The following is an 18,875-nucleotide window of genomic DNA, read 5'->3' as shown; positions in this document are numbered from 1 at the left end:
TAGTTTAGCTTCCGTAAGAATATGCATAGAAGTTTATCGGTATTTAAAGAAGATTCGCACATATATAGGAGATTTTCCCTTTTTTGAATTAGCTTTCAAGAACTAAAAACAGTATCGGTTTCTACGATTATATGGTACAGTTTTTTGGTAACTAAAAAGAATTCATAAATAAGAGACATTACTAAATTTTGAGTATTTTAGGCGACAAAACTTTCAGTACAAGAGTAATGGGCACTGTCATTTTTTAAAAAATAAACCAAGAGTATAATTAAGATTATTACTATAGACTATATGGATACCAATACCCTGCATACCTCCACACTTGAGAAACTATATGGCCCCGTTGAGTGTGAAATTATTCGCCAGGATGATAAAATAAGGGTTGTTCATCTTAAAGATAAAAAGGGAATTTCAAGAACAGTAGGCGTGGTTAGGTTTTATAACACAGATCACAAACCTATTGAAGCTGTCCACAAACGTATCCTGGAGGGAGGGTTACTGGGGAAAACATTGCAAAAGTTCAAAATTGATTATACAAAGAAAATTATAGGAGCACTGCCTGTGAGATTGCCAGATTGGATAAAAAATGACTTCTTAATTGATGAAGAACATAGTATAGCCCTGATTTCGAACATTAAGATAAAGATTTCTTCTGGCGAACAACTCCTTTATACCAAGATAATTGAAGTCTTACCTCCGGAACTTAGTTCCGGGCATGTACATGATATAATACAAAAGCAGGATGTTGATAAAGACCTTCTGCCTCTTTTTGAATCGGTCGATTTACTAATTGAAAATATAATACTATAAAAAATGTATAACTGTGTAGTAATTGGAGCAGGACCGGGAGGAATAGTTGCCGTTAAAGAACTGCTGGAAAAAGGAATAAAGAATGTTTTGTGTTTGGAACAGTCCGATACACTGGGCGGTGTTTTCTCTAAAGGGTATGACAACCTTATACTAACATCTTCTGTTACTTTTAGCATGTTTTCCGATTTCTGGGTTGGAGAAGGTATGGATCATCATTTTTGGAGCAAGGATGAAGCCGTTTCCTATTGGAATTCCTATGCCGGTCATTTTGGGGTGAAAGAGCATATACGCTATAGTAGCAAGGTAGCAAAAGTGGTTTCAATAGAGGAAGACCACTGGGAGATTGGACTCGCATCGGGAGAATTAATAGAAACCAGGCGTCTTATTTTGGCAATAGGAAACAATAATGTTCCCAGATATCCTGAATGGCAGAAGGAACTTACCAAAGTTTCTTATTCACATTCAAGAGATTATAAAAATGCCAGCGATTTTAAGGATAAACGTGTACTTGTAGTAGGTGGAGGCGAGTCCGGATCCGATGTAGCCTTCGAGATTTCACAAGTAGCCAAAGAATGTTGGGTAAGCCTCCGTGAATCTACAGGTTGGGTAGTTCCAAGGAAGCGTGGCGGCCATGCCGCAGATGTTTCAACACATCGTGGAATTTGGGACCTGCCTCGCGACTATGGAAAATATTTAAGTCCTTTTGTGCTTAAACTGGAAAGGGCCAGAATGGATCCGGTATTTGATGCCCTGGCAGACCTCAATGCAAAAATTACAGTTAAACGAGGTATCTGGGGAATATTCGGGACTAAAACACTCGCTTTACCCAAAGCTATTGCGCATTATGGTTGTAAGGTGGTTGGAGAAATCACCAAAGTGGAAGAAGATGGGCGTAAATTAATCACTGCAGATGGTACCACATTAGAGGATATTGACGCCGTAGTTTTTAGTACCGGCTATCAGAACAAGGTAGACTTTATGCCGGAAGGACTTAAAACCTGTGATCCACGGAAGATGTATAAGCACATGTTTCATCCGGAATATGGAGATCGAATAGCCTGGATAGGGTGGGCGAGGCCCGGATTTGGAAGTCAGTTCCCCATAATGGAAATACAATCGCGTTATTGTGCCTTAATTTTTAATGGCGATATGAAATTACCGGATCCTGTGGAAATGGATAGAATAGCACAGAAAGATTTGGATGTATACCGCGAACAATTTGAGGCAAACGCGGATCGCATAAGAAGCTTAGTAGATTATCATAGGTATATGAATGGCATGGCTGAAATTATTGGCTGCAGCCCTCCTTTGTACAAATACTTTTTCCTGCGCCCAAGGCTTTGGCTGCACTTAATGTATGGTCCTACGCAAGCCACTCAATTCAGACTGCGCGGCCCCGGGAAAAAAGTTAAGCTATCTCATGAAATAATAAGTAAGCTTCCTATTAGCACCTATAATCATATTGTAAAAGCGGGATTGAGGGGTAGGCTACGATATGGTCTGCGTAGTTTAACACCCGGTTTCCTTCAAAGTAATTAAAAGTTTCGCGGTATTATATTGATTGCTGTGAGGCCATAGTTGAAAAAATAAGGAAAACAGATAAATGGGATATCAGTCTGCTTCCTGTGGAAAACTATTACAGCCTGTAAAGGCTATGTTAACTCAAGGTTTTTTTTAGCATTAATTTATTTTTGGTTTTAAGATTTGTTAAGAAAACGGAAATCTTCTTTTGCATGCCCAGTTTCAGGTGTCGGATTGCTATTTCTAGATTTTATTCTCCTATTCCTTCAAATATTCATCCAGGGGCACCAACAGGTTTTTGGCAGTACTAAATTCTTTGGCGAGCTTCTGGGCGTCTGTTATCATTTCTGAAGTTAGGTCACGAGTAGCTGAAATATTTTGTTTAGCATGGTTTTGTGGTGAGGAATCCAGGTAAGCCGACACCAGGAGCAGCGCCACACCAGCAACCTTGTTTTCTTTCACGCCCTGGCCCCGCATATAGAGCATGCCTAGATTACCAATGGCCAGCGGATCTCCCTGTGCAGAAGCTTTACGATACAATTCATTGGCTTTTGCATAATCAATCTTGGTGCCACGACCATTTTCATAGAGCACCCCTAGATTGAATTGTGCAGCAGAATTCCCATGAGCGGCAGATTTACCATACCAAACAACGGCTTCCTTCTCATCCTTACTTACACCTATGCCTTGCTCATACATCAAAGCCACATTAAATTGGGAATCAGCGTGGTCGTCATTTGCAGCTGTGAGAAACTCTTTATAAGCCAGTGGCAGGTTGTTGGCTTGATATGCCTTGAGCCCAGCCTGGAAATTTGTATTTTCCATAGCTTGAGCATTAGTTTCGATAGTAAATATCATTGTGACCGCGAGACATACGATTTGAAGAAGTATTTGAAATCTGAATAGTTTCATTATGTATTGTTTTATATTTAGCTATCCACCTTAAAGATTTGTTTTATTTCTAACTTTTCACCACTTATGGTCTTTATGAATGATTTAAACTCTTACAGCCAAACCAAATTATTCCGCTATTTCTTACACGGCTATTAAATTGTCGTCCGGAATACGATCAATCATTTTATTATAAAGATCTATTCCAGCCTTTATTGGAAATTCTCCCACGGTATAAGTAAAGGAATTTTTGCCTGGTATTATGGCTATCTTATCTAAGATCAAATATTTATTATATTCTCTTTCTTTGCTTTAATGGAAGGTTCATCTTTTTTCTCATTTACATAATACATATCCATCATCCCTTTGTTTTTGACATGTATTTGTCCGCGATGCTCACAGTTATAGCGATCCCTAATGAGCAGATAGGTACTTTGAGATACATTTACCCTTCCCGGTTCTGATAAGGATTCCATGCGTGCTGCCACATTAACCGTATCACCCCAGATGTCATAGGCAAATTTTCTGGTTCCAACCACACCGGCAATAATGACACCCGTATTGATGCCAATACGGACATCAAAAGGAACAATATCCTTAGGAGGTTTAAGTCTAGTTTCTTCCATCACCTGAGCAATTTCGAAAGCGGCCTGAACCATTTTATAAGGATGGTCTTTGGTAGGAAAAGGCAATCCCCCTGCGCACATATAGGCGTCACCGATCGTTTTAATTTTTTCAAGGTCATATTTTTCCATGATGGCATCGAACTTCGAAAAATAATAATCCACAGTTTTAACCAGTAATTCCGGTGATAAATTTTGAGAATAACTGGTAAAGCCTTTAAAATCCGTAAACATGACGGTCACCGATTCAAATTTTTTGGCCTTTACTTTACCAAACTGTTTTAGTTCCAAAGCGGTTTCGTCCGGAAGGATATTTAACAACAGATTTTCGGATCGGTTTTTCTCCTCTTCGATGATCTTATTGGTTTTCTTCACATAACGGTAGCGCTTATAGGATCCTACAGCAAGTACAAAGACCAAAAGCAGACCCAAAACAGTACCATAGATCACATATTGCTGCCGCTTAGCAAGCAATTGCGTAATTTCAGCTTCTTTCTCGAGTAATCCTATTTCATCCTCTTTCTTGTCAAGGTCAAAATCGAATTGCAACCCTCGTATTTTGTCATCGGTCTCTATATTGAAGATCTTATCTTTTAAATCAAGGTATTTATTCTGATAGGCATAGGCATTTTTATAATTTCCCGCGGCATCATAAGCCAAAGCCATCCCTTGATAAATATCCCTTAGTTCTTCATCGGTCTCTATCTCCATCGCCAAATTTTCGGCAGTTTTGTAGACCTGAAGGGCCTTTTTCGGGTCACTTTCTTTATAGGTATTACCCAACGCCAAAAGCGTCCGAACCTGATCTAGCGGGAGGTCAGAATCCTCAGCGGTCTTAAATGCCAAATCAAAATATTCAATGGCCTTTTGGACATTTCCGATCTGACGTTCTTCTTTCCCAATAGCCGTAAGAATATGAGCGTAATCCGAGGTGTTCTTATTAATTACCAAGGCTTCATTGTAATATTTTAAGGCATTTTCATGATCCCCTTTTTTGCTATAAACTTCACCCAATCCCCATAAATAAGCCGACTGCAGTTGTATGTTTTTTAAAGTTGCTAAATAGGGTTCCACTTGTTCGTAGTAGTTTATCGCTTTGTCATAGTCATTCAATTCGGTGTAAACTGATCCTATATTAACCAGAGCAGAGGTGATTCTCACGGGATCTCCCAGTTTTTCGGAAAAACTGAGCGATTGCAGGTAATAATCCAAAGCCCTGGCATGACTGCCTTGATCGTAAAACACCACCCCAAGATTAAGGGCCAAATTGGCGATACCCAAAGTATCTTGAATGGCTTCAAAGGTTTGTAAAGATTGGGTCCAATAGTTTAGGACCTCTTTGTAATTGCTTTGGTAATACTCTGCGATACCTATATTCTTAAGCGCATAGGCCTTGCCTTTTTTGAAATCCAATTGATTGGCAAGGGCAATGGCTTGGTCGGCATAGGCTTTGGCCTCCTCCAATTCTTCGGTTTGTATCAGTTCTGAACTCAATGCATTTAGGGCAACTACCATTGTGGTGTCTTGTTTCCCTGTTTGCACAATTGCCTTAAGACTATCTATTGAGGCATTTTGTGCTAGTGTTATCTGCGGGGTCATTGTCAACACAAAAATACCGGCAATTGTTGACCATTTTGTTACAACCCTTAATAATAAATGCATCATTTTACTGCTTAATTACTGAATATACCCAGACTCTTTTTGTGCTGGTCATCCTCACAATATACAAACCAGGAGGATAGGACTCCATTTTAATTTCATAAGTTCCTACAGTTTTCCATTTCGTGCTAAATCTGAGTATTCCATAATAATCAAAAACTTCGACATCTACCGCGTCGTTAATGGTCTTATCGATTAATAAGGAATTGACAACAGGATTGGGATAAAGTATAAAAGAAGGATTTTCCTCTTCATCATTAATACTCGAACTACATTTTGAAGAGTCTGCATTAGCATCAGAAGTAGTAGAACTTGGATTAGTACTGCCTCCTGAAGTTAATTCCCACTTAATGTTTTGACCATCAAAAAGAATTTGGAAAGTACCCTCGCCTGGCAAGAAAGCGGTAGGTGGTGCCCCTATAAAGCTGCCGTATTCGCCCGTTATTTTATTAAGCGCTCCATTCGGAATATACACCACCTCATTATTCGGGTTTTCATACCGGTAATTCGCAATAAAATCGAAACCACTGGGATCACCCGGATTTTCCTGAACACAATCCAAATAGGCCCTTATCTTCCTGTCATTACCCTCAGCATTTATATAGATTACGGCTTGTGGGCTGTATGTAATAAAATAATTTCTAGGTTCTGTAACTAGGATAAAGAATATTCCTGTATCCCCGGGTTCATATGTTTCACCTAGGGCGTTTTCGAAATAATACGGTATGGCAGTACCAAAGACCGAAGATGAATCATCCATATACTTATCACCATCATTGACAAATCCTACCGGATTTTCTGGATTACTTTTAAGGCTAATATCACTATTCAAAATAACATCTCCTTCTTCGATAACCAAATCATTGATAGCAAAGGACAGTTCCTTCTTCTCAATGCTCAAAGCCCCATGCTCATCACTATATTCAATAGTATACCGCTGAGTATCATCGATCCTAATTAAATATTCACCTACCTCCAGGCGGTCTGAGATTTCGAATCGGTTATCCAGCGCATCTACCAAATAATAGGATAAATCAGTGGTCTCTTCCTCGTCGCCTACAAACCCTTCAAAAGTAGTGGTGAAATCTTCTAAAGAAAGAGGATTGCCATACGTTACCGATAAAGGTGCCGAACTTGCCGTCAAACTCCTTTTAACAATATTCAAAATTGCTATCTGATCTGAATCATCAATGATATAGTTCTGAGGATTTTTGATTTTAATTTGATATTCGCCTACCTCTAGGGGGTCTGAGATTTCATATTCATTGCCTTCAGAATCGACGAAAAAGTAAATGATTTCGCCTAATTCCGGCTGTTCCTCGGATGGGAAAACAACGGCCTGGGTTTCTCCATAAACGTAACCTTTTAGAACCGTATTGAAATCGGAAGGCATCAGGGTGGTTCCGTAGGGAATTTCCAAACCATCAGTGACAGCCTTTAAAATAGCCGGGCTTACCGTAATGTTGGCAGAACCGTATTCAATGTTAAAGTTATTTGATAGGTTGGAAAGGAAAGCCCCAGGAAAAATGAATGAGGGTTCTTCCCCTACGTTAACATCAAGGCTCGTTAACAGGTTAGTGGCGTAGATGATATCCACTTTTCGCTCTTCTTCTCCTTCAGGGGTGCCGTCTTCAAAATCCACTATGGCGAATATCGATGCAAAATCTTCAAATCCATTTGTGTTCAAAATGGTAGTTCCATTCACAACAGCTCTAGATTTGTTGCTAATTGCATCGTATAACTCTATTTGATCATTTAAAAGATCTTGCCCATTTACCACGGCCCTCGATTTATTAACAACAGCTCTAGACTTATTACCAATAGGCTCTATATCAAAATAGTTGGCAAAATTTTGTTCATCCAAATCAAGTAAGTTCATTTTACCCAAATCACTGTTAACAACTGCCCTGGATTTGTTTTGGATGACCCTTTCACTGGAAATCCAACTTCCACCATTCAATAAATCCAGGATTTGTTCTTGGTTCACAACAGCCCTACTTTTGTTGATCAGGACCAAGGTATTCTCTTCAAAGAAGTCATCATTATGGGCATTTATGATGGTTTGGAGAAAAAGGTCCGCATCTTCTATGCCATCGTTCATGAAATCATAGTTGAGTTGCACGTTCACCGCATCCCCATATACAATTTCTTGGGATTCTGGAGTGATTAACAGTTCTTTTTTAGTGACGCTTAAGAGTCCGTTCACGAAGTTTATCAGGTAGCTATCCAAATTTGCCAGTTGGTCAACTGTGGCATTTGCTGTGTCAATTGAGGGGGTAATGGCATAATTGGTTACCCCCGGAAAGGGAGCGCGAGCATCAGCAGGGGATTCAAGTTTAATTGGGGGGAGTTCATCACCAAATTCAATCCCGTCCGGAAGCCCTTCAGCAGTAAAGTTAAATTGGTAAGACTGTCCATATTCTACAGCTACAGTATCTGCATAAATTTTCACAGCAACTCTACCATCTTCAATAATGGGCAAAGGATTGGAGTTGCCGCCATCTTCACCAGTTTCAGTGATGCTAATGGTATTGACCAAGGCATTTGGGTTACCTATGAATGGAGGTACAATAACTACAATTTCTGTGTCGTTGTTCGAAATAATTTCCAATTCTATTTGACTGTCGCCCTCGCCTAGGAATACCGTAGGGTCTTCTGGAAGATACTTTCCGAGTAGCGTTACCTGTACAGGTACTACACTGAGATTATCCTTTTCTTCTTCTGGCACCTCAACCTTCGTTAAAATAGCGGTCTGTGTTGCTATTTTTTGGAGCGAACCAACGGCATTTATAAGCCCTACTCCTGCTTGTTCCGGGATACCCGAGGGCACCGCTGCACTTTTTAATAATGCCAGGACCTGATCTCCCAGCACATTGGAATTAGACTCAACCACCAATTCTAATTCAGTTATCAAATCTTGGGGTAAACCACTTGGATACCATGTTGGCAGAGCCGATATAACTAAAGCTATGGTTGCAGCAGCATGTGGTGCGGCTGCTGAGGTACCAAAGAAGTTGTTAAATCCGGTACCATCGGTATCGGCTCCAAAATTGGTGATATTATTAATATCTACCCCATCCGGGGCTGAGATATCAACGTTTAATGCCACATTGTTTGAAAGTACACCGGCATAGGAAGAGAAGGCCTCTGGCGATGGGTTCTGGGCAAGTTCGTGGAATACAGCTCCTACGGTTACAGCGGCATCTGTCATTGCATGTCCGGTTACGGTTGGAGCACCAGTTGTATATTCCAAATACTCCAGACCATTGGACCTAAAGACAACATACCGAAAAGCCAAATTAGCCGGAGCCGGTCCGTTGGCACTTGTGATCATTATATTGGCAGTGGACTTGGCAGTAACCTGAAATAGCATGGCCTCAACTGAATCTCCTAATTCGTTATTGCGATTGGTATCCACTATTCGTTCACCTTCATCTGTAATCAAATAAATATCCAGGTCTGTGGGTGTGGAATTATTAAAGTTCTGAGATGCCTGCGGTTCATCCCATTGCAGCACGAACATATAAGTACCTGGCTCTAAACTAATTTCATTACCTATATCGTCGTTGTTGTCCCAAAGGTGTGCAACTGTTCCATCGGGGAGAAAATCTGGTACAACAGAGGGATCTGAATTTACAAAAACACCTTGCTGTGCATTGTCGGCAAAATTTCCGGAAGAGGTTACATAGGCCCTGCCGGGTTTAGCTGTAAAATCATTGATGGCCTCTGCTATTTCTCCATCCCCAAAAAATGGTTCCAACGGGTAGGTAACATCATCGGTTATGATCATATAGCCATCTTCGGAGTACGTTTCAATACCCAGCGCCAAATCTCGTGGAGATAAGACTCCGGTGTAGAATCCAAGTTCGGCGCCAGGGGCGACGTCGTGTATGATCTGCAGCATCGCTCGACCCTCGTCTGAACCCTTGCCCGGCAAGTCTTTTTTTACATCAACCGGGGTTAAATTGCCTTCGTCATTTTCTAACCCGGGTAAATCACTTTGATCGACATCCAAAGCCGCTTCGCCTGGATTGACTTTGTCATAACTATCTGAAATGACCCCTATTTTTACTCCACGTCCATCTAACGGTATGCGGCTCCCATCTTGTTCCCTGCCGATACTAAAAGATTCACGCACATCATTTGTCAACATGGCCGCATCACCCTGGGTAGTAACGGTACCCGCACTTAAATTTGGGAGGTATAAAGGTCTTGCAAAATTGATTATCGTAGAAATGGTACCGTCTCCGTAGGCATTCAATTCCAATAATCTACTAATTGGGAAGTATACATCTATGGTAGCATATTTTTGGGCGATAATGGTCGGAGCTACGATAAAGTGTGACAATGATCTACCAAAGCCCGAGGGCGCGGCAAGCTGAAGTAGATCCAGCACATCCTGCATTTTACCATTGGCCGGTACGATTTCTATAAGTACCTCTTTACTAGTATTGATCTGGTATATTAATTTAGAGGGTACATCTCCGGCAGTTGCCGTGCCCAATGCTGTTAACTCAGATCCTATAGGTTTGAAAACCTTTCCAACACCTCCGAAAACCGGAAAAATAGTTCCAAGATCCTGACATACAGGAGAATCTGAAGCAGCTCGTACCTTTGTTTCTGTATTCTTGTTCTGGACCAGGGTCCATTTGGCATGCCCTTTGCCATTGAATACTACGGAAAAAGCCCTTTCTACAGTACCAGGCTCAAAGGTGTTGTTTACATTGAACTTTTGTATACCCTGATATTCATCATCATCTATTTTACTACTTAGATAAACATAACTATCCTCTTCAGGGACAGTTATTGCATCGTCATTAGGGTTTGTGTATCCAAAATAAGCCCGGTACAGACCATTTTCAATTTCCTCGGCACAAGTAAAGAGGGTAATATTTTTATTATTTCCTTTTTGCCCTGCCACTGGCAATACCATACAAAATAGCATTAAAAAAAGACCTGTATTTTTAAGCAAAGCGGTTTGCCTAAATGGGGTCCATTGATTATATACCATAATTTTTGTGTAAAAGTGCTTCATTTAGCAAATTAGTTTTGGTTATTGCATAATAAGATGCACATCTGATACATCCTAATTTATTTGGGGGAAATATTCATTAAGGCAAGTCTAATTCTATTTTACAGGTTTTAACTGCCAGTGGATTACACCTTGCCATACCACATAATCCACTATTCCCGAATTTTTAAGAGAAATTATTTTCTAATAAAAGCTAACAGGAATTGCTCTTGAGTAATTTTAAAAATAGCTTAGAGGTAGGACTAAGATACAATTAAATTTCATTATCATATTACGATGACAAATGCAGGCAAAATCCAGGGAGGATTGAATGGGTCCAAGATATTAATAAAATTCGGTTATTATAATTTATTCTTTCTAGAAGGGGATGTAATGTCTTATTTTTAGGGTAAATGACATTGTATTAAAACATTTTTAGCATAATGCAAAAAAATGGGTTTGAAAATTATGTTCTTTGCATTATTGCGACAATTAAAATTCTTACAGGCCTCCTTTAAATCACACAAAAGGAGAAAAATAAAAAAACATGTTGAAGCTGTTAATTGAAAGTGGCGGACATCTTCTCATCTTAAAATTACAATAGTCAATCGCGGATAGGGAACCAACTTTTAGAAAGTTATGAATTTTAGGAACACTTTTAAATGCTTTAGACCTTTTATTAAAGGCTGCTATGTGAAGAAGTTAGGAATAATGAGATAATGATGAGTAATTAGTAATATTATATCTTTGAATAGATTTGGAAAGAGCTCGATGAGGAAATTAATAATCCCCCTTTTACTGCAGTTTTGGTGCTTTCTCGGTAATAGCCAGGTTTTTTTTGAGGAAAACTTAACTGAATTGGTAAATGAAGAAGTGATTTACGGATCAATACCTTCTTTTCATGGCCCGGGTATCTCTTTTATGGATTTTGATAATGACGGCTGGGACGATATTACTATACCGGCCTCTGCGAACCGGGATTTTCAATTTCTACGGAATACTGGAGGGCAGTTTGAAATCATTGAACTACCCATTAGTAGCGAAGGAATATATACCCGCCAGGTTTTATGGGTGGACTTCGATAATGACGGTGACAATGATTTTTTCGCTACCAGTGAACAGGGCAGATGTTGGTTTTACAGGAATGATGGGGGTAATAATTTCACGGATATCCTCGCTGCTTCAGGAATCGCCACTCAAGCCTCCCAATACTGGGGAGTTTCCTGGGGAGATTATGATAATGATGGTGACCTTGATGTATTTCTCTCTGTAAGAGATCCAGAAAGGATAAATTATAATCTACTTTACCGCAATGAAAATAATGGCACGTTTACAGATGTTACGCTATCTGCTGGCCTGGCATCACAAGGTTATCTTACCCAAAGTGCGGCATTCATTGATTATGATCGAGATGGGTTTCAGGACCTTTTTCTGGCTAATGACAAAGACGAATTGCCTAATATCTTATACAGAAACAGAGGTAACGGAACCTTTCAGGATGTAAGTAGTGCCTCTGGCATGGATCTCTTTATGGATGCCATGTCAACCACGGTAGAAGATTATAACAATGACGGATGGCTGGATATTTACGTTACCAACATTTACCCGCCGGCTTTATCTGGCAGCGTGCTGGGAAATGCATTTTTATTAAACAATGGAGATGGTACTTTTAGCAATATAGCACAGAACAATGGTACTCGTTATGATGGCTATGGTTGGGGCGCTGTCTTTTTAGATAGTGAGAATGATGGTGACCTTGATTTATTTGTGAGTAGCCAGCTAGATGGTTCTGATGGCCGGCCTCCATCTGCATATTATGAAAACAATGGCATCGGTAATTATACAATACCTTCCAATACAGGTTTTATGAATAATATCAGAACCAGTCATGGAAATGCCATTGGAGATATACAGAACGATGGCTTACCTGATATTGCGGTGGTGAATATTGAGAACCAGCCTATAGACTTATGGGTAAACCAGACAGTGACACAAAATAACTGGCTAAAAATAAAACTTCAGGGTACTCAGAGCAACCGAATGGGTATTGGGTCTTATATTGAAATAGGAGTAGGAGAACAGGTATATTATAGATATACCATGTGCGGCGAAGGCTTTATCAGCCAGAACAGCCTTTCAGAATTTTTTGGCATAGGAGCGGCGACTGAGGTAGATTATGTAGAGGTTACCTGGCTAAGCGGCTTAAAAGATCGTTTTGAAAATGTGACGTCTAACCAATTAATAACGCTTGTGGAAGGGTCCAGTCCAGTTGAAAACAACGGAAACCCAAATGGTGGGGGAAATGGAGGTGGAACTCTTAATCCGGATTGGTCCATTGCACGCCATTGGAATGAGGTATTATTAGATGGCATACGCCTGGATCTGGCTCGGCCTACAGTTCATGCCCGTAATCTTTTTCATAGTTCACTGGCCATGTATGATGCCTGGGCCTTGTTTGACGATACTGCTGAAACCGTATTCCTTGGAAAGACCTTTAACGACTTTTACTGTGGCTTTGAGGGAATACTACCCCCCGTGGACCTAGAAGCTGCCAGGCATGAAGTATTAAGCTATGCCTTATATCGCCTGCTTTCGCACAGATTCTCTGATTCTCCCAGAGCAGTTTATGCATTGCAAAAATTTAACGCATTGTTTACAGAATTAGGTTATGATCCCACCTTTAAAGACATAGATTACTCGTCCGGGTCTTATGCAGCATTAGGTAATTATCTGGCGGAAAAACTTATAGAATTTGGCTATCAGGACGGTGCTAATGAAGAAAATAGCTATGAGAATCAAGACTATAACCCGGTTAATAGTCCGCTTTCTTTAGAAAATTATTTAGACGTTTATGAATTAAACAACCCTAACCGATGGCAGCCGCTTGCTTTTGAAAGTTTTATAGATCAGAGTGGAAATTTGATTGAAGGGGCTGTCCCTGAATTTTTAAGCCCGGAATGGGGGAAAGTTACTCCGTTTGCACTCAAATCTTCAGATTTGGAGATTTTAAACAATGGTTTTGATAGTTATATCTACAATAATCCGGGAGGTCCTCCGGGAATCAGTAATTCCTCTGAAGATGGCTTTACCGATCCTTACAAATGGCATTTTGCATTGGTAGCGTCCTGGTCTTCGCATTTGGACCCTAACGACCCCACTTTAATAGATATTTCACCAGGAGCTCTGGGTAATGTGGATATTGCCTTGTACCCTGAAACGTTTGAGGAATACCAGTCTTTTTATGACTTTATGGAAGGAGGTGATATTGGTATGGGGCATGATTTAAACCCCACAACACAGGCACCTTATGTACCGCAACTGGTTAAAAGAGCCGATTACGCCAGGGTTCTTGCAGAATTTTGGGCAGATGGCCCGGATTCAGAAACTCCTCCCGGACATTGGTTCACGATTTTAAATTATGTAAGCGATCATCCGGAAACAGTAAAACAGTTTGGGGGCGAAGGTTCAGTGGTTAGTGATTTAGAGTGGGATGTAAAATCTTATTTAGCACTGGGAGGCGCAATGCACGATGCTGCTGTAAACGCCTGGGGAATTAAAGGTTATTATGATTATATCCGGCCAATTTCAGCTATTCGCTATATGGCTTCTAATGGTCAAAGCACTAATGCCTCACTTCCAGGTTATCATCCACAAGGATTGCCCCTTATTCCCGGGAGAATTGAATTGATTGAAAGTGGTGATCCCCTGGCGGGAGTTGGAGATGTTAACGTGGGAAAAATTAAAATATACGCATGGAAAGGGCCAGATTTCATTAATAACGCATCCACAGATATCGCAGGAGTTGACTGGATCCTGGGAACGCGCTGGTGGCCTTATCAGCGCCCTACATTCGTAACACCACCTTTTGCAGGTTATCTTTCCGGGCATTCCACTTTTTCGCGTGCCGCCGCAGAGGTACTCACCCTGCTTACAGGTGATCCCTATTTTCCGGGAGGCCTGGGAATCTTTGATATTGAACAGAATAATTTTTTAGTTTTTGAAAATGGCCCCAGTGAAAACTTAACCTTGCAATGGGCTACTTATAGAGATGCCTCGGACCAGACCAGTTTATCCCGTATTTGGGGAGGCATTCACCCTCCTATAGATGACATTCCGGGGCGCAAAATTGGCGAGAAAATCGGTAAGGAAGCATTTGGTTTGGCTCAGGAATATTTTGAGGGCCTGGTTAATTTGAAACCGGATAATTTTCTTGTTAAGACTATTGGCGAAAGTTGTCTGGATCTAAATGATGGGGCCATTTCTATTGATGCTGAAGAGTATTACAATTATGTCGCTCTGATTAACGGTCAGGAATACTTTTTTAACCGGGAAATTATAATTGAAAATCTAGCACCTGGGATGTATACTATGTGTTTAAGAGTTGAAAATGAGCCTACAATTGAACAGTGTTATAACTTAAACATCCCGGAAGTACAACCATTAGATGTTACGGCAAAGACAGAATTTCAGGGATTATCCTCTAAAACCTATTTCGACATTGATACCGGTACCCCGCCTTTTGTGTTGACCGTGAATAATGAGGTAAAAGGGACATTTGAAAATAAACAATTTAGTATCCCTTTGAATAATGGCGATCTCGTAAGTTTGAAATCCAGTCTGCCCTGTGAAGGTGAATATTTGGAATTAATATCTTTTACGGACAAAATAATAGCATATCCCAACCCAACATCTAAATATCTAAATCTACCGGGGATTTCAGATAAAAGTTTGATTGAAGTTTATACTATTGCAGGACAATTGGTGAAACAATTTAAGGGTAAAAACCCTCTGGACCTGTCTTTCCTAAGCAATGGAGTTTATTTTATAAAAATCAGGGATGGAGAATCCACTTCCCAGTTTAAAGTAATTGTTTCCAGTTAATCCATGTAGTTTAGCATTTCCAAACAAAAAAGCCATTACTTGCGTTATGGACTTTCTGCTTTAAGTGATCGCGACAGGGGACTGAACAATTGTCAAAGGTCTCGTGACTCCCGATAGTTATCGGGATGATAGTGAAGGGCCAGCAGGCACGTTGGCCTTTTGCTCTAATTTATTAACAAGATTACTCGCTAGCATTCGTGATCCTTCTTGCTCAATGTTGCAAATAAAAAACTCCAAAAGGCTTCGCCTTTTTAGGCTGATCAGAAGCATTCACCCCGATAACTATCGGGGCTCATGATCTTTGGACCTCCCGCCGGAAAATAGAAAGTACAGTTGTTGGCACAACTGGGTCTGTTTTACTACAAGCTTCAAAATATATATTTTTAGCGCAAGCAGGATTACCTTCCTTCTTCGCTACGCTATGGAGGACAAAGACGGTTTTCCTTTGTAACCCCGGGTGAAAATGTAAAGTCCAACCGCTCGCGCAGTTTTTTTATTTTATTCCAGGATTGAAAAGCCATGCGCTTTCCATCCTTTTATAAAACAAAAATCCATCACCCAGGTGATGGATTTTACGCTTTAAGTGATCGCGACAGGATTCGAACCTGTGACCGTCTGCTTAGAAGGCAGATGCTCTATCCAGCTGAGCTACGCGACCATGATGCGGGTAGAAGCTTCTTTCCACAGTATCCACCAAAGCCTTGGCACAGGAAGAGGAGGAAGCTACGCAACCCTGCAAAATACTCGATTATTTTGCGGGGCAAATATACTAATGTATTGTTTAGAATAAAACTTATTGCCAGCAATATTTAACGAATACAAAAAGGCATAATATCTGTTTATATATTAACCTATTGCAAAAAGATCTGCGAAAAATATATTATGAACCACAAAACTAATTGCTCAGTCCCGGCATTTATAAGCAAAAGTAACTTGAATAGGGGATTGACTTTTAACTGATGTCGGAAATTTAGCCTGATTGGAATCGCTATCTGGTATAATTTTGTGCCATAGAAATCCTCAGATTTAGGGTTTTTGTTTTAGAAATAAATTACATTTATCTCCTGGAATTAAAACATTTATTACTATACAATTTCTTTCTCTTTCTAAAGTATGGAGATTGATTTTTGTCTGTTTTTTCAGAAATATCTGATTTTACATAATGCAAGATAAAATTATTAAGTATCGCTCTCTTATTGTAATAACCGCAATGGTTATCACTCTGCTTTCCTTGTTTTTAATTCCACGGCTTCAGGTAAATTCCAATGTGGATGATTATGTACCCGATACCATAAAAAACAAGGTTTACTTAAAAGAGCTGGATAGTATTTTTGGGGGAAGTGAGATGATCTTGTTAATGCTCCATTCTGAGGATGTTGTTAATGCAGCTACCTTAAAAAGACTTGAATCACTTGCAACCAATTTGAGTGAACTGGAAGGTTTAGATCGTATTATTTCTCCATTTACTGCGCAGGAAATTTCTATTGACGACGGATTAATGTCAATGACACCTTTCTTTGAAGAAATTCCGGACAATCAAGCCGATTTTGAGTTGTTAAAGAAAAGAATTGCTGCCAATAGTATGACTAACCGGTTTTTTTCTGAAGATTTTAGCCTTGTATCTTTGGTGCTCATAAAAAACACCAAAACTCCCGATATAATTATAGATGAAATAAAGGGAATTGTAACCGATCATCCGGGAACGGAAGAAGTCCTTTTAGGAGGTTTACCTTTTATCCGCTATTCTATTGAGGGAAATATACTGAATGATTTGGTTGTACTACTTCCCATTGCCATGTTTCTCATGGTCTTTATGTTATACTTTTCATTTCGCGAGTGGAAAGGGGTGTTTATGCCCTTTCTGATCGTTCTTATGAGCATTATTCTCTCTTTTGGTTTGATGGCTTTCTTAGGATGGAAGATTTCGCTTTTCAGCATTTTAATGCCCATCATGATCATCGCAATTGCCAACGATTATGGGATTCACCTGATAGCACATTATCAGGAATTGGCGAGAGGTGAGGAATCACTTACCATGAAACAAATTTGTAAGCAAATTTACATCGACCTTAAAAAGCCCATATTTATAACCGGTATAACTACCATAGGGGGAATACTGGGTTTGCTAAGTCACACCATGATGCCGGCGGCCGAATTAGGGGTGCTAACTGCTATTGGAATCGGGTTTGCGTTACTATTGAGTCTTTGGTTTCTGCCGGCAATGCTCTCATTTTTTAAACCAAAGCGCAGGGATACAGGTACGGAACAGAAAAAGGCACCCATCTTGGATAGATGGCTAAGTAATATGGGTAATTGGGTAACCTTACATCCAAAAAAGATTATTACAATTTCCGTGATCGTGGCAGTGATTGGGGTAATCGGGGTATTTTTATTAAAAGTTGATACCAATGTTGAAAGTTATTTTTCTGCTAAGTCCGAAGTAGGTCGTTCTACAAAATTGATAAATGAAAAATTTGGGGGCTCACAGTTTATCTCTTTACTTTTTTCAGGCGATGTGCTCTCCACGGAGGTGATGAAACGTATGGAGATGTACGAAAAAGAAATTATAAAAGACCCTGCGGTGGGTCTGGTTAGTTCTCCGGTGTCACTGGTAAAAGAACTAAGCAAAGGATTTTATGAACCCACAGAAGAGGGTTATGATGAAATTCCGGCAACATCAGATGAGATATACCAGCTAATTGAAGTCTTTTCGCTGGGAGGGAATGAAGATGATATTTCTCAATACCTGGACTACAATTACGAAAATGCGAGAATCCTGATAAGTCTTAAAGATGGCAGCAATAGTGCCAATAAAAGGGTACTGCAAAAACTTAATGCACTTACAAAGGATGATCCTAATGTTCAATTTGCTGCCGGAGCCGGGCTTACAGAAATTGAACTGGCCGATATGGTCGTTTGGGGTCAGATTAAATCGTTGATATTTGCCCTGGCCGTGGTTTTTATCATTTTGAGTTTGGTGTTTCATTCCCCCAGGGCCGGATTGCTCTCCACTTTGCCGATTACCATTGCCATTGTTGTGCTGTTTGGATTAATGGGGATATTTGGAATAGCCTTAGACATAGCCACAGCCTTATTATCTTCAATTATGATTGGGGTAGGAGTGGACTATACTATTCACTTTTTATGGCGCTTTAAAACAGAACGATCTAAAGGGCATGATCATAAGAACGCAGTGCGCATAACACTTAACACATCGGGCAGAGGAATAATCATTAATGCACTTTCTGTTATAGTTGGCTTTATGCCACTTATTTTATCCAATTTCACCCCTTTAAAGTTTTTTGGTGCCTTGATAGTTATCTCTATAACAACTTGCCTGATTAGTTCACTTTTTTTGGTTCCAGCCATAGTAATTTTAACAAAACCCCGGTTTTTGGAATAGTAATTGTATTTATTAAAAGGTATCATAATCTGTAAAGAATGCCCTTTTTACCAAATTTGCCTTACACCGCCTATCA

Annotated in this window: 7 protein-coding genes and 1 tRNA gene; 4 read left to right on the top strand and 4 right to left on the bottom strand. The window is 40.0% G+C overall.

Annotated features, from left to right (window positions below):
- Positions 1-291: 291 nt before the first annotated feature.
- Positions 292-810: a hypothetical protein gene (locus Q0874_RS11510; RefSeq protein WP_299163355.1), complete on the top strand. Its 519-nt coding sequence runs from the start codon at positions 292-294 to the stop codon at positions 808-810.
- A gap of 3 nt (positions 811-813) precedes the next feature.
- Positions 814-2,349, top strand: a complete 1,536-nt coding sequence (locus Q0874_RS11505; RefSeq protein WP_299163353.1) for an NAD(P)-binding domain-containing protein — start codon at positions 814-816, stop codon at positions 2,347-2,349.
- Positions 2,350-2,589: 240 nt separating this feature from the next.
- Here the strand turns inward: Q0874_RS11505 and Q0874_RS11500 are convergent, their stop codons facing one another.
- From Q0874_RS11500 to Q0874_RS11490, 3 genes are all read right to left on the bottom strand, one after another.
- Positions 2,590-3,243 carry a tetratricopeptide repeat protein gene (locus Q0874_RS11500; RefSeq protein WP_299163351.1) on the bottom strand — a complete coding sequence of 218 codons (654 nt, stop codon included), beginning with the start codon at positions 3,241-3,243 and terminating at the stop codon, positions 2,590-2,592.
- A 260-nt stretch (positions 3,244-3,503) separates the two neighbouring features.
- On the bottom strand, positions 3,504-5,510 hold the full coding sequence (locus Q0874_RS11495; RefSeq protein WP_299163348.1) for an adenylate/guanylate cyclase domain-containing protein: 2,007 nt from the start codon (positions 5,508-5,510) through the stop codon (positions 3,504-3,506).
- Between the two features lies 1 nt (position 5,511).
- A complete protein-coding gene (locus Q0874_RS11490; RefSeq protein ID WP_299163345.1) occupies positions 5,512-10,539 on the bottom strand; it encodes a S8 family peptidase in 5,028 nt (1,675 codons plus the stop codon).
- Positions 10,540-11,286: 747 nt separating this feature from the next.
- Here Q0874_RS11490 and Q0874_RS11485 point away from each other — a divergent pair.
- Positions 11,287-15,396 (top strand): FG-GAP-like repeat-containing protein, encoded by a 4,110-nt coding sequence (locus Q0874_RS11485; protein WP_299163343.1) that lies wholly within the window; start codon positions 11,287-11,289, stop codon positions 15,394-15,396.
- Between the two features lie 584 nt (positions 15,397-15,980).
- On the opposite strand, the gene Q0874_RS11480 is transcribed toward Q0874_RS11485, so the two are convergent.
- A tRNA-Arg gene (locus tag Q0874_RS11480) sits at positions 15,981-16,054 on the bottom strand.
- A 504-nt stretch (positions 16,055-16,558) separates the two neighbouring features.
- Here Q0874_RS11480 and Q0874_RS11475 point away from each other — a divergent pair.
- A complete protein-coding gene (locus Q0874_RS11475) occupies positions 16,559-18,799 on the top strand; it encodes an MMPL family transporter (RefSeq protein WP_299163340.1) in 2,241 nt (746 codons plus the stop codon).
- Positions 18,800-18,875: the final 76 nt, after the last annotated feature.

Origin of the sequence: uncultured Eudoraea sp., from assembly GCF_947490415.1 — a bacterium.
In the GTDB taxonomy this organism is placed as follows: domain Bacteria; phylum Bacteroidota; class Bacteroidia; order Flavobacteriales; family Flavobacteriaceae; genus Eudoraea.
Note: the sequence above shows the minus strand (reverse complement) of the source record. Positions and strands in the feature narration are given on the sequence as shown.

Bases quoted from the DNA above. Each gene is read 5' to 3' on its own strand.
- Q0874_RS11505 (WP_299163353.1), top strand. From the start codon at position 814: ATGTATAACTGTGTAGTAATTGGAGCAGGACCGGGAGGAATAGTTGCC.
- Q0874_RS11500 (WP_299163351.1), bottom strand. From the start codon at position 3,243: ATGAAACTATTCAGATTTCAAATACTTCTTCAAATCGTATGTCTCGCG.
- Q0874_RS11490 (WP_299163345.1), bottom strand. From the start codon at position 10,539: ATGAAGCACTTTTACACAAAAATTATGGTATATAATCAATGGACCCCA.
- Q0874_RS11495 (WP_299163348.1), bottom strand. From the start codon at position 5,510: ATGATGCATTTATTATTAAGGGTTGTAACAAAATGGTCAACAATTGCC.
- Q0874_RS11475 (WP_299163340.1), top strand. From the start codon at position 16,559: ATGCAAGATAAAATTATTAAGTATCGCTCTCTTATTGTAATAACCGCA.
- Q0874_RS11485 (WP_299163343.1), top strand. From the start codon at position 11,287: ATGAGGAAATTAATAATCCCCCTTTTACTGCAGTTTTGGTGCTTTCTC.
- Q0874_RS11510 (WP_299163355.1), top strand. From the start codon at position 292: ATGGATACCAATACCCTGCATACCTCCACACTTGAGAAACTATATGGC.